General features: G+C 56.2%; 12 protein-coding genes. All 12 read right to left on the reverse strand.

All coding sequences use genetic code 11. The features are described 5' to 3' along the window. Nucleotides 1-54 precede the first annotated feature (54 nt). Nucleotides 55-495 (reverse strand): DUF3990 domain-containing protein, encoded by a 441-nt coding sequence (locus GPK42_RS00045; RefSeq protein WP_215692638.1) that lies wholly within the window; start codon nucleotides 493-495, stop codon nucleotides 55-57. Between the two features lie 94 nt (nucleotides 496-589). Further along, a complete protein-coding gene (gene yihA, locus GPK42_RS00050; protein ID WP_215692640.1) occupies nucleotides 590-1,180 on the reverse strand; it encodes a ribosome biogenesis GTP-binding protein YihA/YsxC in 591 nt (196 codons plus the stop codon). A gap of 38 nt (nucleotides 1,181-1,218) precedes the next feature. Continuing rightward, the gene (gene mtnN, locus GPK42_RS00055) at nucleotides 1,219-1,959 is read right to left on the reverse strand and encodes a 5'-methylthioadenosine/S-adenosylhomocysteine nucleosidase (RefSeq protein ID WP_215692642.1); all 741 of its coding nucleotides are present in this window, start codon (nucleotides 1,957-1,959) and stop codon (nucleotides 1,219-1,221) included. 78 nt (nucleotides 1,960-2,037) lie between these two features. Beyond that, a complete protein-coding gene (locus GPK42_RS00060) occupies nucleotides 2,038-3,156 on the reverse strand; it encodes a serine hydrolase (protein WP_215692644.1) in 1,119 nt (372 codons plus the stop codon). Nucleotides 3,157-3,472: 316 nt separating this feature from the next. Continuing rightward, the gene (gene pflA, locus GPK42_RS00065) at nucleotides 3,473-4,291 is read right to left on the reverse strand and encodes a pyruvate formate-lyase-activating protein (protein ID WP_195362210.1); all 819 of its coding nucleotides are present in this window, start codon (nucleotides 4,289-4,291) and stop codon (nucleotides 3,473-3,475) included. 186 nt (nucleotides 4,292-4,477) lie between these two features. Then, nucleotides 4,478-5,332, reverse strand: coding sequence for a DegV family protein (locus GPK42_RS00070; RefSeq protein WP_252199991.1), 855 nt, complete (start codon nucleotides 5,330-5,332; stop codon nucleotides 4,478-4,480). Between the two features lie 276 nt (nucleotides 5,333-5,608). Further along, nucleotides 5,609-7,051 carry a glycoside hydrolase family 32 protein gene (locus GPK42_RS00075; protein ID WP_215692648.1) on the reverse strand — a complete coding sequence of 481 codons (1,443 nt, stop codon included), beginning with the start codon at nucleotides 7,049-7,051 and terminating at the stop codon, nucleotides 5,609-5,611. 101 nt (nucleotides 7,052-7,152) lie between these two features. Then, nucleotides 7,153-8,604, reverse strand: a complete 1,452-nt coding sequence (locus tag GPK42_RS00080; RefSeq protein ID WP_040358954.1) for a PTS transporter subunit EIIC — start codon at nucleotides 8,602-8,604, stop codon at nucleotides 7,153-7,155. A 45-nt stretch (nucleotides 8,605-8,649) separates the two neighbouring features. Then, nucleotides 8,650-10,032 carry a family 43 glycosylhydrolase gene (locus GPK42_RS00085; RefSeq protein ID WP_215692650.1) on the reverse strand — a complete coding sequence of 461 codons (1,383 nt, stop codon included), beginning with the start codon at nucleotides 10,030-10,032 and terminating at the stop codon, nucleotides 8,650-8,652. Between the two features lie 184 nt (nucleotides 10,033-10,216). Continuing rightward, a complete protein-coding gene (locus tag GPK42_RS00090; RefSeq protein WP_225093894.1) occupies nucleotides 10,217-11,227 on the reverse strand; it encodes a LacI family DNA-binding transcriptional regulator in 1,011 nt (336 codons plus the stop codon). A 411-nt stretch (nucleotides 11,228-11,638) separates the two neighbouring features. Then, complete coding sequence (gene grcA3, locus GPK42_RS00095; RefSeq protein WP_006234861.1) at nucleotides 11,639-11,890, reverse strand: autonomous glycyl radical cofactor GrcA3; 252 nt, start codon at nucleotides 11,888-11,890, stop codon at nucleotides 11,639-11,641. A gap of 85 nt (nucleotides 11,891-11,975) precedes the next feature. Then, nucleotides 11,976-14,027 carry a formate C-acetyltransferase gene (gene pflB, locus GPK42_RS00100; protein WP_035137643.1) on the reverse strand — a complete coding sequence of 684 codons (2,052 nt, stop codon included), beginning with the start codon at nucleotides 14,025-14,027 and terminating at the stop codon, nucleotides 11,976-11,978. Nucleotides 14,028-14,421 lie beyond the last annotated feature (394 nt).

Consider the following 14,421-nt stretch of genomic DNA (forward strand, 5'->3'; position numbering starts at 1 on the left):
TCAGATTCTAGGACGAAGGCCGTTCTTCGTTAAACGGGCGCTAGAGCGTCACCCTTACACCAACATTTTCGACGCGATCCGCCTGAGCGAGATCATGCCGTTGACAAACTGTCTTGCAAACGAGAAATAGGAATCGTCTGCACGATAGCCTCGAATAACGTCATAGGGAGAAATATCAATCAGGCAGTTATCCAGCAGATAACGAAGCCCCTCGCGTGCTACTGGCGTTGAAACATTGAACTCTCTGTTATTCGCCAGAATTGCAAGCCAGTTGAGAATCGAGAACTCACCTGATTCCAAATCCAAAATCGCAAGGCCATCTAAATCAAGCTCATATCGATTGGCAATGCCATCAGACTCGGTCCGACATGCCCACTCCATTGCCATTTCCTCATGCGGTGTGCAATAAAACCCGCGCCCATAGTCATTGAATTGCCTGCATTTATCCAACGATGGATGCTCGACAACAACCTCCGACCCGTGCCAAAGCTCCATATCGACCTCCTAAAAAATATCACCCCAGCGATAGTTTACCAATAACTATCACTGAGGTGATATAGATAGGAGCTTTTGAAGGGCTGCAGCCTGACTAGAGGCAGGCCTCGGCGATGCGCTTTTTTAGTTCGTCGATGCCGGTGCCGGTTTGGGAGCTTGTGATGATTACGTTTTCGGCCGGGACGTTGAGCTGCTTTTTGATGGCTGCTGTCTGGCGGGCCTGCTGGGTGCGGCTGAGCTTGTCGGCCTTGGTGAGGCAGACGATAAAGTTGAACTCGTTGCCCTGTAGGTAGTCGATCATGTCGTGGTCGAGCTTGCTGGGGTCGTGGCGGATATCCACCAGAGAGACGACCAAGTTAAAGCTGCGCTCGGAGTCAAAGAAATCGCCAATGAGCTCGGCCCAACGGTCGCGCTCGGCCTTGGAACGACGGGCGAAACCGTAACCCGGCAGGTCCACGAAATGCACGTCGTCGGCCTCAAAGAAGTTGATGTTGCTCGTCTTGCCCGGCGTGCTGGAAACCTTGACCAGGTTCTTGCGGCCAAAGAGCTTGTTCATAATCGACGACTTGCCCACGTTGGAGCGGCCGACGAAGCTCACCTCGGGACAGGTTGACTCGGGAATCTGCGAAACCTTGCCGTAGCTGGCAACGAACTTGGCAAGCTGATAGTTAATGGAATCGGCCATGGACACTCCTTGGTCGTAGGTTCTTACAAATAGACGCGCTATTGCGCAGCGGCAATGCGGCGGACGATATCGAGCGTGATGTCACTTGCGACACGCGCGTACTCGAACAAATCGAACTCGCGCTCGCAAATTGCATCGTACGCCTCGTCACAATTATCGCTGATAGCGCGCAACACCAGGCAATCGACACCATTTTTGGTTGCGACATGGGCAATTGCCGCGCCCTCCATGCCGACACAATCGGCATGCGTCGCCTCGATAGCGTCGTTGCGCATGGTGACGCCCGTCACAAAGCGGTTACCCGTGGCAATCGTGCCAACCAGGAACTGCTTGGTGCCCTCGTTCGAAGCGACTGCATTTTTCGAAGCGTCAACAAACCCACGCTCAGCAAGCACGTCGGCGGCAATATCGACCAGCGCGGGCGTCGAGCCAAACTCCTCGAGCCCCGGTGCGGACTCGGCGATAAGCGCGGTATCGGTATCCAGATAGCGTAGGCGTTTGCCAATGACCACATCGTCGATATGGAGCTTGGGGTTCAAACCGCCCGCAATGCCCGAAAACACAACAGCCTGCGGAGCATACTTGCTAATGAGGTGCTGTGTTGCAGCGGCGGCGTTCACCGTGCCCATGCCCGCCGTTGTGGCGACAACTGTCAGGCCGTCGAGCTCACCGCTCACAACGGTCAAGCCTGCCTCCCGTGCCTCGCAAACGTCGCTCAGCTCTCCCTTAATCTGCATGATCTCTTTTTCGAGCGCACCGATAATCGCGATGGTAGTCATACCATTCCCCAAACCTATTCGAAATTCTCAACCACGGTATGGTACCAGCATTTTGTTTGACCTCGTCAAACGAACACGCTAAGCCAGTGCAGCTCGCGTATCAAACAGAGCCTTTGCAATCGCAGCCGTAACCTCGCTCGAACGGTCACTCCATGGCATCGATGTCATGACGCTCATGACATAGGTACGGCCATCGATGTCGATGAGGCCTGCATCGCATGTCGAATAGTAACCATCCTCGCTAATCCAGCCTGCCTTGTTGCGCACCAAAACCTGCTCGTCCGCAATGCCATCGCGAATAAACGAGCGCGATGTTGATGCCAGAAGGCCCGACAACCACTGTGAAGTCTCGGTATCCATGCTCAGATACTCGCTCATCTCACGCCATAACCTCGCAGAAGTGCGCGGGCAGTAGGTCGGAAAATCACTCATCGGATCCAGTGCCGTTTCGTCATCAACACCCAGATTGGCAATCCAATCCTCATAGCCATCATGGTCAAACGCCGCGCGTAACGCGATAAACGAATCGTTGTCTGAGTTGACGACGGCATTCTCGATAAGGTCGCGCACCGTCTGCCAGCCCATGCTGTAACCACCATACGTGGCTAAAGGCCCATCGAGCGGCACCTGCCCCGATTCGACCAACGTCTCGCAAATATAGAGCGCATACAGCGCTTTGTAGCTGCTCGCTCCATACACCTCGACATCGGCGTTATACGTCACGCCCTTACCGCTCGACAGGTCGTAAAACACCACGCCCGCATCGCCCAGCTCCTGCGCCTGGTCAAGCGCATTCTGGAGTGCGGCGAGGTTCTCATCCTCCAGGGCGAGGATCTGGTCATCAACCAGTGAGAAGGTCTGCACGGTATCGCCTGAGGGAATATCGTTAAAGTCCGGCTTCGAAAGCCCCGTCTTGAGGTTCGCTGTCGACAGGGTTTGACTTGCGGTGACTTTAGATTCAGGGACCTTTTTGTTTTGCGTCTGTACCGTTGACGCATCTGAATGTGCCATTCGCTCCGACGCGTAGATTTTAGCGGTAATTCCGAGGATAATGACCGCTAACGCTAACATTCCTATGGCGGCAATCTTCGCCCCGCGAATGCGAGCGTCGGCAAGGCCACGCAAAGACGTGCCCTTCGTCTCATATCTGCTGCTATGCTGCGGCACATACTCATCCCGCGATGCGATGTTTCGCACGTGGTCTCCTGACTGCCACCGTTAATATACGAGCAGCATGATACCGAGCAGGCATTTCTTTCCAAAGATATTCAGCGGCGTTTAAGGTGTCTTTAAAGAAACCACAAGCGTATTTATCCAAATGGCACGATTCTGTCGCGCATCTCTACCCAAAACGAAGTTGCGGTGAAATGGTTCCTGTTTGGGCGACATGGGCCTAAAAACAAGAACTATTCCACCGCACCTTGACGGGGCTCTTTAGCAATCAACTAGGTGCCCGGGGGCGCTCATTTAAGTCTGTCCCCAATGAGTGCCCTTGGAGAGCGAAAATGGCTCGCTAGCCGATGGCGTTTTTGAGTTCCGCGCGGCGCTTTTTCATGCCCGTCATGACAGCGTTGCGCAGCTCGGGCATGCGCGCGGTATCCATCTGGGGCACGCCCTCGAGCTTATAGGGAATCCCCAGCTGCTCGTACTTGACGACACCCATCGTGTGATACGGCAGCATTTCCAAGCCCACCACGTTATGCCACGGGGCAATCAGGCGACCGAGTGCCTCGCACTCCTCCACCGTGTCGGTAATGCCCGGCACCACCACGTGACGGATAACGACCTTGATCCTGCGTCGCGCCAGCTCATCGCCAAACGCCAGGATACGTGCAGGATCGCAGCCGGTCAGCTTTTTATGCTCAGCCGGATCGGCATGCTTGATGTCGAGCAGCACCATGTCGGTCTCGTTGAGAACGGCATCGAACTTCTCGGGGTGGTTGGGATCGAACGCATAGCCGCAGCTGTCCAAGCAGGTATGCACGCGGCCATCGGGGTTGTTGTGCATTGCACGGAACAGGTCGGCCAAAAACTCAGGCTGTAGGAGCGGCTCGCCGCCGGACACCGTAATTCCGCCGCTGCGATAGAACTCGTGGTTACTCTGGAACTCATCCATGAGGTGCTCGACGGTCACCATCGTGCCGCCGTTGACCGACCAGGTATCGGGATTGTGGCAATACGCGCAGCGCATGGGGCAGCCCTGAACAAACACCACAAAGCGGATGCCGGGTCCGTCGACCGTTCCCATCGTCTCAATCGAATGTACGCGGCCCAGGGCAAACGCAGAGTCCTCGGGACGAGCGTCCACACCCTCGAGCGTCATCTCAGCCATTCCCGCTACCTTGCCTCTCTTTGGTTTTAGCTACATAAATGCCAGAGACATTCTATCCCATACGCATGATGACAAAACGGTTTAGCGGTCAATTGGGTTGTCCTATTTGACTCCACGCAAAAGCGGCGGGAAGGTTGTCACAACCCGCCCGCCGCCGAGGCAATAGATATCGATAGACGCCAGACCTTATGCCCTAAGCGTGAGCACCGCGCCGAAAGCAGTAGGGCCGCAGTGGCTCGAGATGACGCCGCCGACCTGAGTCCAGGTAACGTCCTTAAAGCCAAGATCGTGTGCATAGACTTCCATGTCGTCGCGCAACTCCTCGGAAAGACCCACCGAATACGCCAGGCCAATATGCGAGTAGTCGATCTCGCCCTTCTCTACCATATGATCAATAAAGGCACGGGCGCACTTAAGCATAGAACCGCGGAACTTCTTGGTCGCCACGAACTTACCACCCGTCACCTCAATGCAGGGCTTAATCTTGAGCAGATGGGCACCGAGGAATGCCACGTTGGACAAACGACCGCCGGCCTTAAGGAAGGCGAGATCGGTTGGGACAAAGCCCAACAGCACGCGGTCCATGACGAAATTCGTAAATGCAAAGATCTCGTCGACGGTGGCATCGGGGTGAGCCTCGATGTATTTGGCGGTCTCGACGACAACGAGCGACTGGCCTACCGAAACAAAGCGCGTGTCCATGGAGTAGACGTAATCGCGACCCTTGGCGGCGATCTTCGATGATTGATGCGAGCAGGTCGTGGCCTCGGAGTACGCAAGATGCAGAATGGTCGCATCGGGCTGCTCGGCATGGATGCGGTCATATACGTGCGCAAAATCCGCAGGCGCGCAGCCACTGGTCTTGGGCATTACGCCAAACTCGTTGCAGCGCGAGTAAATCTCGAGCGGATCGATCGAGCCGTCCTCGACGGTCTCGTCACCAATCGTGACATGCATAGGCACGCGCACGATACCGTAGCGTTCGCAAAGCTCCGGCGTCACATCCGAACCAGACTCAACCACGATTACGTACTTGCTCATTAATATCACGACCCATCTCAACATTGGCTTTTCAATACATGGCACGCGCCGCCGCACTGTTGCACAACAGCGTCCAAGCGCCAAAGAGACGCCGTCCCTTGCACACAACAAAGGACAGCGTCTCCCTGGAAAACTCCGTGCTAATCTGAGATTCTACACGGTTTATTAAGGAGTGTTACTTATTCCGCAAACGGTCACTATACGCGATAAACGGTAGTTGGCCGCGGCAACTGCGACACATTCCGCCCAACAAGTCCAATCGTGCTCCATGCACGGTTAATGAGCGAGGCGGTAGAAATCCATCGACGCCGCACCCTCGGCGTGCAGCGCCATCGCCGGAACCGCCGACGAATAGGTACGGCTCGTAAGTGCCGCCTCACCGCCGTTGGCAAAAATCTCGACCATCGTAGTGTCCGAAAGCACGCGCAGGTCGCGAAGCTCGCCGAGCTCAATCGACCTCTGGTCGCGCCCATAGCCTTCGTCACCCATGTCGAGGGTAAGCATCCCGTCCGCATAGCGCACAAAGACACCCTTGCGAATCTCGAGCTCAACCATCTTGGCGCCCTCACAGGAAACCACGAGATCAAACAGGCGGCCCGGCTCCTCAACGGTTTCACCGCCTGTCGTGCGAACGCAGTCGCCGCGCATCCTCTCAATCTCGTGCGCCGGCTGCTGGCAGAGCTTACCATCGCGCATGCTCAGCTCTCGCGGCACCGTCAACGCGCACTGCCACCCGCGCGCCACCGTCGGGTTTTCCGCCGTCGCATCGGGGCAACCCGACCATCCGATCATCAATCGCCGGCCTGCAGCATCCTCAAAGGACTGCGGAGCATAGAAATCAAAACCGGCATCGACCATCGGGGGCATGCCCTTCCCGACGATTTTAAAGCTCGGCGCCTCCCAATCGGCCTCGATGGGGAACCACACGCACTGATGCGGATTGCGGTAACGCCAACCATCGGCAGGCACACCCTGCGGACAGCAAACGAGAATAAGCTCGCCATCGAGCTCAAACAGATCGGGGCACTCCCACATAAAGCCAAACTTCTCGCCTAACTCAATGCGCGTCGCATAGCTCCAGTTCTCAAGATTGCGCGAGGTATAGACAAGCACGCAGCCACGGTCGTCTTTCGTACGAGCGCCCAGAACCATGTAGTAGATACCGTCGTGTTCAAGGATCTTGGGGTCGCGCACGTGCGTACCGATATCGTCGGGGTAATCGACCGGCCCAACAGCTATGCGCTTCTCGCCCAATTCGTCGGGATTCTCGGCAACCATATGAATCTGGTTTTGCTCACGGCCCGTCAACACGTAGTCGTAATCATCACGGTCAAAATGCTTAACGTTGCCGGTATAGAAGTAGTGAATCTTGCCATCACGTACAAAGGCAGAACCAGAATACGCTCCACTCGAATCCAAATCGGAATCGGGGAACAGCACGGGACCGTGATTCTCGTACGTCACAAAATCCTTTGTCGTCAGATGGTTCCAAAGCACTGGACCGCCATGCGCAGCATCGAACGGATCGTATTGATGATAGATGTGATACGTATCACCAATCTGAACCAAACCATTGGGGTCGTTGAGCCAACCAAGCTCAGGCTCCACATGGAACAAAAGCCTATCGGGGTCGGACGCGATGCGAGCCGCCGTCTCATCCTGTCCGGCACGCCACTGCTCATAGTCCGCACGCATCACCTTGTTTTTTTGATTAAACATCGCCATTGACCTTCTCGTCTATAGGAAAGGACGCTCGACTCACACGAGCCGAACGCCCTTCCCCAAATGGACTTATCCGCACATTACGCTGAACGGCCCAACTAGAAGCTAACGTCGAAGCCAGCGCCAGCGCCCTCTTCATCGGTGGTCGGCACGCCCTTTGCCTTGTTGTAGGCAAAGATCAAGACGATCGGCACGATGAAGGCGATGAGATTGCCAGCCACATACCACACGAGCGTCTCGGGCGTAACGATGAGCAGGCCAAGCACGCCGGTCAGACCCTGACCGATGGCGCGCACCTCAAAGAGCTTGACGAAGGCACCGCCGCAGCCTGCACCGATGCATGCGCAGATGAACGGAATGATCGAGTAGCGCATGTTTGCAGCGAAGATAGCGGGCTCGGAGATTCCGACCAGCGTCGGGATAAAGGACGACATGCAGATGTTGCGCTCTTTGGAATGCTTCTTATGAATGAGGTACATGCCGATGGCGCCTCCACCCTGGGCGATGATGGAAACCGACCAGATGGCCTGGATGTAGTTGAAGCCAGTCGTGGCAACGAGGTTTGCCTCGATACCCTGGATGAACTGATGCGTACCGGTAACGACAAGCGGCTGCAGGAACGCGGCGAAGACAAAGGCACCAAAGACGCCCATCCTGTTGTACAGGATATCGATTACGCCGGCGAGGACGTCGCCGATCAGGTTGCCGAGCGGGCCGAACACGGTGAACAGGGCGACGTTAGCAAGAATCAGGGTAACGGTCGGGACAAAGACGAACGAAACGACCTCGGGGATGTACTTCTGGGCAATCTTCTCGACCTTGGCCATAAACCAGGCAGTCAGGATTGCAGGGAACACGCCGCCCTGGAAAGCAACCATGGGAATGGAGAGCGGACCGAAGTTCCAGTACTCAGCACCCGTCGGGTCCATAACGAACGTGTTACGGTTCATAAGGCTCGGGTGAACCATGACGATACCGACGAGGATGCCCAGGATCGGGTTACCGCCAAAACGCTTGACCGCGCTGTACATAACCAGGACAGGCAGGTAGTCGAAGGTGGTGGCGATAATGGCAAAGAAGCTTGCGAGGTTCTTGAGGAATTCGCTGTGATCGGCGAGGCTGCCCTCCATGCCAAAGAGGCCGTTGGCAACGATCAGCGACTTAAGGCCGATGATGATAGCAGCGCCGACGAAAGCGGGAATGATGGGGATAAAGATGTCCGAGAATACCTTGAGGACCGAGAAGAACTTGCCCTTCTTGTCCGCCTCGGCGCCCTTGACCTCGGAAGCGCTGATCTCCTTAACGCCCGTCAGAGCCATAAACTCATCGTAGACCTTGTTGACGGTACCGGTACCGAAGATGATCATGAGCTGGCCGCTGTTGTACAGCACGCCCTTGACGCCATCGATGTTCTCGAGCTCGGCCTTGTTGTACTTGCTCGTATCCTTGAGCACCAGACGCAGACGCGTAACGCAATGCGTGGCGCCCTCGATGTTCTCCAGACCGCCGACGTTATCGACGACTTGCTGAGACACTACTTTGTAGTCCATGTTCCTCTCCATTCCTTTACGAAATCATAAGACGTTTTGATGCCATTACAGAGACGCGATCGTTGCATTTGCGCACTTAAGCGTACCGTCGGTGACCGTCAGCGCCACACCCTGGCCCTGCTTATTGCAGAATCGAGCGTTAAGCGCAACATCATCGACAAAGATGGTCGCGATATCGTCGTCAACGACCAGGCGCACATGATGAGTGCCCTCGCCCTTAAAGAACAACGGACGCTCGAGGCCCATGTTGTTGACCTGGAACCACGGATACTGGGGGGCCGCCGTAAACTCGAGCTTGCCCTCACGCAGGTTGGCGCGGAACTCATAGGCAAGACCGGACTCGGCGTCCTCGGCAAGCTTCACCGAGAAGCCGGCAGCGTCACCGGCGAGCTCGATGTCGGCATCGAGCATATAGGTGGAACCGGCATCCGCGGCGAGCACCTGCTCGACCTTGCCCGACTCGCAGGAGAGCTCAAAGGTCTCGACTGCCTTAGCCTCGCCAAAGGCGCCAAGCATGCTGTCAGGAAGCTTGGTGCCGAGCGTTCCGTCGGCACGCTGAACGATCTCGAGGGGCATAAAGGTGCCACCCCACAGGTAAGAGCTGGGGTCGCCGCCCTCGTCACGCGTAGGAACCCAACCAAAGAGAACGCGGCGCTCGCCGTCAAATGCGGTACGCGCGGCATAGTACGCGCGGCCATCGAAGGAATCGTCAGCAGGAGTGATCCAAGGACCGTTGATGGAGCGAGACATGCGGTAACGGGTCTTGTTGCCATCACTGTACTCGGAGAACACCAGATACCACCAGTCGCCCATCTTAAAGAGATCAGGCATCTCGAACATGGTGTAAAGGCCCGGATTCCACCAGTCGCCCTGGAACTCCCAGGTATCCAGGTCCTTGGAGGTGAACTTGACCAGACGCCCGGTCATCAGACGCTTGTCCTCGCCCACGCGCGTGCCGAGGATGAGCATGTACTCTTCGTTCTCCTCATCCCAAAGCACAAAGGGATCGCGCCAGTTGCGGTCATCGTAACCTTCCTGGGGCGGAAGCAGCGTCTCGGCGATGTTCTTCTCCCACTTGACGGCGTCGTCACTCGTTGCGTGAAGAAGAACCTGCTTCATCAAGCGTGCGCGGACCTTATCGCGATTGCAACCAGTGTAGAGCGCATGGTACTTGTCGCCCACCTTAAACACCGTGCCGGCATAAACATACTGGTCGACTTCCTCGTCGCCGCCACGCTCAAGGCTCTCGCCAAAGTCTTTGTAATTGACGAAGTCCTTGGTCGTAGCGAGTGCCCAGCCAAACGGCTCTCCGAAAGGTCCGGGGTTACGCGTGTCACGCTGATGATAGAGATAGAACGTGCCGTCCTCGCCGTACGGCATGATGTCGCCTACCCAAATTCCCTCAGGCTGGTAATACACCTTGTGCATCCGAGACTTCCTTTCTCACGAGATACTAACTCGGTACAACTGCAAGATATGTCAATCGTTTTCATATGTCAAACGTTTTCACACCAATACGTCTTTTCGCAGTTCCAGTCGTCGGCAAACGGTTGACATATGCCGGCGAACGGTCATCAGAGGTGTTTGAGGAATTCTTTTGGCACGGGATGAACTACGCGGTTTTACCCTCAATGAGTTCAACGGGGAGCTTGATATTCGATTCGGGCTTTTCGCCGTTAATAAGAGCAATGATGGATTGCGCCGCGAGCTCTCCGATGCGATCGATATCTTGGCGTACGGTTGTTAAGTCAGGCATAAACGTCATAGTGCGGCGGGCACCATCCGCGCCCACGACCTTAATATCGCCCGGAGCGCTCAAGCCGCGCTGCTTCATCACGTTAAGACAGATAGCCGCCATCGTGTCGTCTCCCGCAAAGATGCCGTCAATATCGGGGTTCTCATCGAGGATCTTCGCAACGACCGCGCTCTTTTCGTCGTCGGGCTTAACGAACTCGACCTCACGGACAAGCGCGGGCAAACCGGCCTGCTCAACAACATCGAGGTAGGCATCGGTACGCTTATTGGCAGGCATGCGCATGCGGCTATTGCTGCGCAGGCACAGGATGCGCGAACACCCGTCATCGATCAGGCGACGCGTGGCAAGTTCGCCGATACTATAGCTGTCGCTCGCAATCTGAACAGAGGCCTCGCCAAGGTCGCAGTCGATACCAACCAGACTCAAGCCCATCTCGGCATACGCCTCGGCACCGATATTAAGCGAGTTGACGATGACGCCATCAACCATATTGCGTCGAAGCATGTCGATATAAGAGCGCTCAAGCTCGGGTCGATTGGCGCTATTGCACAGCAGCATCTTAAAACCGTTTTCGGCCAGGGTATGCTCAATGACTTGAACCACTTGGGCATGAAACGGACTGCTGACATAGGGGACGATCATACCGATAAGATTCAGGCGACCGTTGAGCATGGCACGAGCGATATCGTTGGGCGTATAGTTGATGCGCTTCATCGCGGCATGGACCTTATCGCGGGTCTCTTGGCTAATATAGCCACGATTATTAAGCACACGAGATACCGTAGTAGGCGAAACCCCCGCCACCGCCGCAACTTCCTTGATGCCAGGCTTAGCCGTATCCTTAGAACGAGCACTCTCGCGAGCCATAGCACCCTCCCCCATCAACATGTCATACGTTTACATACGAACAAAGCATACCCCAACAAGAGCGGGAAGACGGTAACAGTACAAGTAAGTAAACGACTCATCCAAATAATTAGGAGAGTTCCGCCTAAAGGGTGACTACACAGGACCCCCGCCGGGGCTGTTTGGGCTACCTCCCAAAACATTCCGCAGGACGCAAAGAGGCTCGCCGCACGAAGTGCGCAGCGAGCCTCTTTGCATGTCCGAGGACACCAATTTAATTTAGCGTGGTTCCCTAAAGGACGACAACGCAGGAGACCCGGCAAGGCCGGGAGCACTTTGTCTCGCAAACATTCCGCAGCCGCGAAGCGGCGAGGACGTTTGAGAGGCAAAGTGCGTAGGCCTTACCGGGTCTCCGGTGGGAGTTGAGTCCCTTTAGAACTTGTCGTGGAAGGTACGCGCAATGACCTCGTCCTGCTGCTCCTTGGTGAGCGTGTGGAAGTTCACGGCATAGCCGGAAACGCGGATGGTCAGCTGCGGGTACTTCTCGGGGTGAGCCTGAGCGTCAAGCAGCGTCTCACGGTTGAAGACGTTGATGTTCAGGTGGTGGCCACCCTTCTCGGCGTAAGCGTCGAGCATGTGGACCAGGTTATCGGCCTGGGTCTCGGAAACTTCAGAAACCTTCATAATGTGTCTCCTTCGATTAATAGGCGCCGGCCGAAACCGGCGCGCTAATCAGTAATCGTTATTGTTAGTATAGCACTAACAATAGTTACTCGCCCAGCTGATCAAGGTCGATATCGCCAAAGAACACCTGGTCCTCCTTGCCGAGCGCACTCGGGATGATGGAGAAGGTGTTGGAGATGCCGTCCTGAGCATCGCGGAACGGGAGCTTGGAAACCGAAGACAGCGAAGCGATGGCACCGTGGCTATCGCGCTTGTGCATGGGGTTAGCACCCGGGGCGAACGGCTGGCCAGCCTTGCGGCCGTCGGGCGTGGAGCCGGTCTTCTTACCGTACACGACGTTGGAGGTAATGGTCAGAACCGAGGTCGTGGGCACGGAGTTGCGGTAGGTGTCGTTCATGCGGATGTACTCCATGAACTGGTGCACAACGTCGTGAGCGATCTGGTCGACGCGGTCGTCGTCGTTACCGTACTTGGGGAACTCGCCCTCGGTCTCAAAGTCGACGATGATGCCGTTCTCGTCACGAACGGGGTGGACCTTGGCGTACTTGATGGCGGACAGGGAGTCAGCCACGACGGAAAGGCCAGCGATGCCCGTAGCGAACCAGCGGTGCACGTGCTTGTCGTGCAGAGCCATCTGGATGCGCTCGTAGCAGTACTTGTCGTGCATGTAGTGAATGATGTTCAGCGAGTTGACGTACACGCCAGCGAGCCACTTCATCATGTCGTTGTACTTGGCCACAACGTCGTCGTAATCGAGCGTATCGCCCTCGACGGCGCGATACTTGGGGCCGACCTGCTTCTTGGAGACCTCGTCAACACCGCCGTTGAGTGCGTACAGCAGGCACTTGGCCAGGTTGGCACGGGCGCCGAAGAACTGCATCTCCTTGCCAATGCGCATGGAGGACACGCAGCAGGCGATGCCGTAGTCGTCGCCGTGGTAAACGCGCATGAGGTCGTCGTTCTCGTACTGGATCGAGGAGCTGGCGACAGAAGTCTTGGCGCAGAACTTCTTGAAGTTCTCGGGCAGACGGGTCGACCACAGAACGGTCATGTTGGGCTCGGGGCTGGTGCCCATGTTCTCGAGCGTGTGCAGGTAGCGGTAGCTCATCTTGGTAACGAGCGTACGGCCGTCAACACCCATGCCGCCGATGGACTCGGTGACCCACTGCGGATCGCCAGTAAACAGGGCCTGGTACTCGGGGGTACGGGCAAACTTGACCATGCGGAGCTTCATGATGAAGTGATCCACGAACTCCTGGATCTGCTCCTCGGTGAAGGTACCGTTGGCAAGGTCGCGCTCAGCGTAGATGTCGATGAACGTGGAGGTACGGCCGATGGACATAGCGGCGCCGTTCTGCTCCTTGACGGCAGCGAGGTAGGCGAAGTACATCCACTGGATGGCCTCCTGCGTGTTGGTAGCAGGGTTGGAAATATCGAAACCATAGGTCTCGGCCATCATCTTGAGCTCGCCGAGGGCGCGGATCTGCTCCTGCAGCTCCTCGCGGTCGCGGATGTTGTCGGCGGTCATGACCGTCGGGGTGGAAGCCTTCTGGGCCTCCTTGTCCTTGATCAGGTAGTCGACACCGTACAGGGCGACACGACGGTAGTCGCCGATGATGCGGCCGCGGCCATAGCCATCGGGCAGACCGGTGATGATGTGAGCCGAGCGGCAAGCACGCATCTCGGGGGTGTAAACATCGAAGACGCCGGCGTTGTGGGTCTTGCGCTCGAAGGTGTAGCGCTCGACAACGTTCTCGTCGACCTTATAGCCGTGCTGGCTGGCAGCCTGGCAAGCGATGCGGATACCACCGTTGACGTGCAGCGCGCGCTTAAGCGGCTTGTCGGTCTGAAGACCGACGATGGTCTCCTTCTCGCGGTGGGCGTTATCGATGTAGCCAGCGGGGTGGCTCACGATACCCGTAACGGTCTTGGTGTCCATATCGAGGACACCGCCCTGCTCGCGCTCCTTAAGCAGCAGGTCGAGAACCTCGCCCCACAGCTCCTTGGTACGCTCGGTCGGGCCGACGAGGAACGACTCGTCGCCCTCGTAGGGGGTGTAGTTCTTCTGGATGAAGTCTCGGACGTCAACCTCTCCCGTCCAAATGCCTTCCTTGAAGCCTTCCCATGCCTCCTGCATTGTGTAACCACGCTCCTAGTTACGTGTTATGCGGCGCTCTCTCACACCGCTGCTTATTGAATTCTTGAATGTTCGGCTTGCACTACCGGCTTCTTCCGTTCTTCACCACACGTTGGTGCAGAGAAAAACGTTTGTCCACCTTGGAACTACAACCCAAAACCCAAGATTTCACCCGTTTGAGAAGGATAACATAGCGACCCTCTCCATCTGGGCTGTTATATGTTTCTTTTTTTATATCATAAGGGCGTTTTTTACAAACCCGCAGGAAATGCGAGCGCGGACAGCTACCGTTCACCGATTTGTATGTTATTTTTCCTTGCCTTTGTACGACGTTCGCTCTAGCTGTTATGCCAGCTTTAGCAGGGTAAAGTGTCCCAGAGACCCTACAGAAACT

The sequence above is a fragment of the Collinsella aerofaciens genome (assembly GCF_018785265.1).
Taxonomy (GTDB): Bacteria; Actinomycetota; Coriobacteriia; order Coriobacteriales; family Coriobacteriaceae; genus Collinsella; species Collinsella aerofaciens_AI.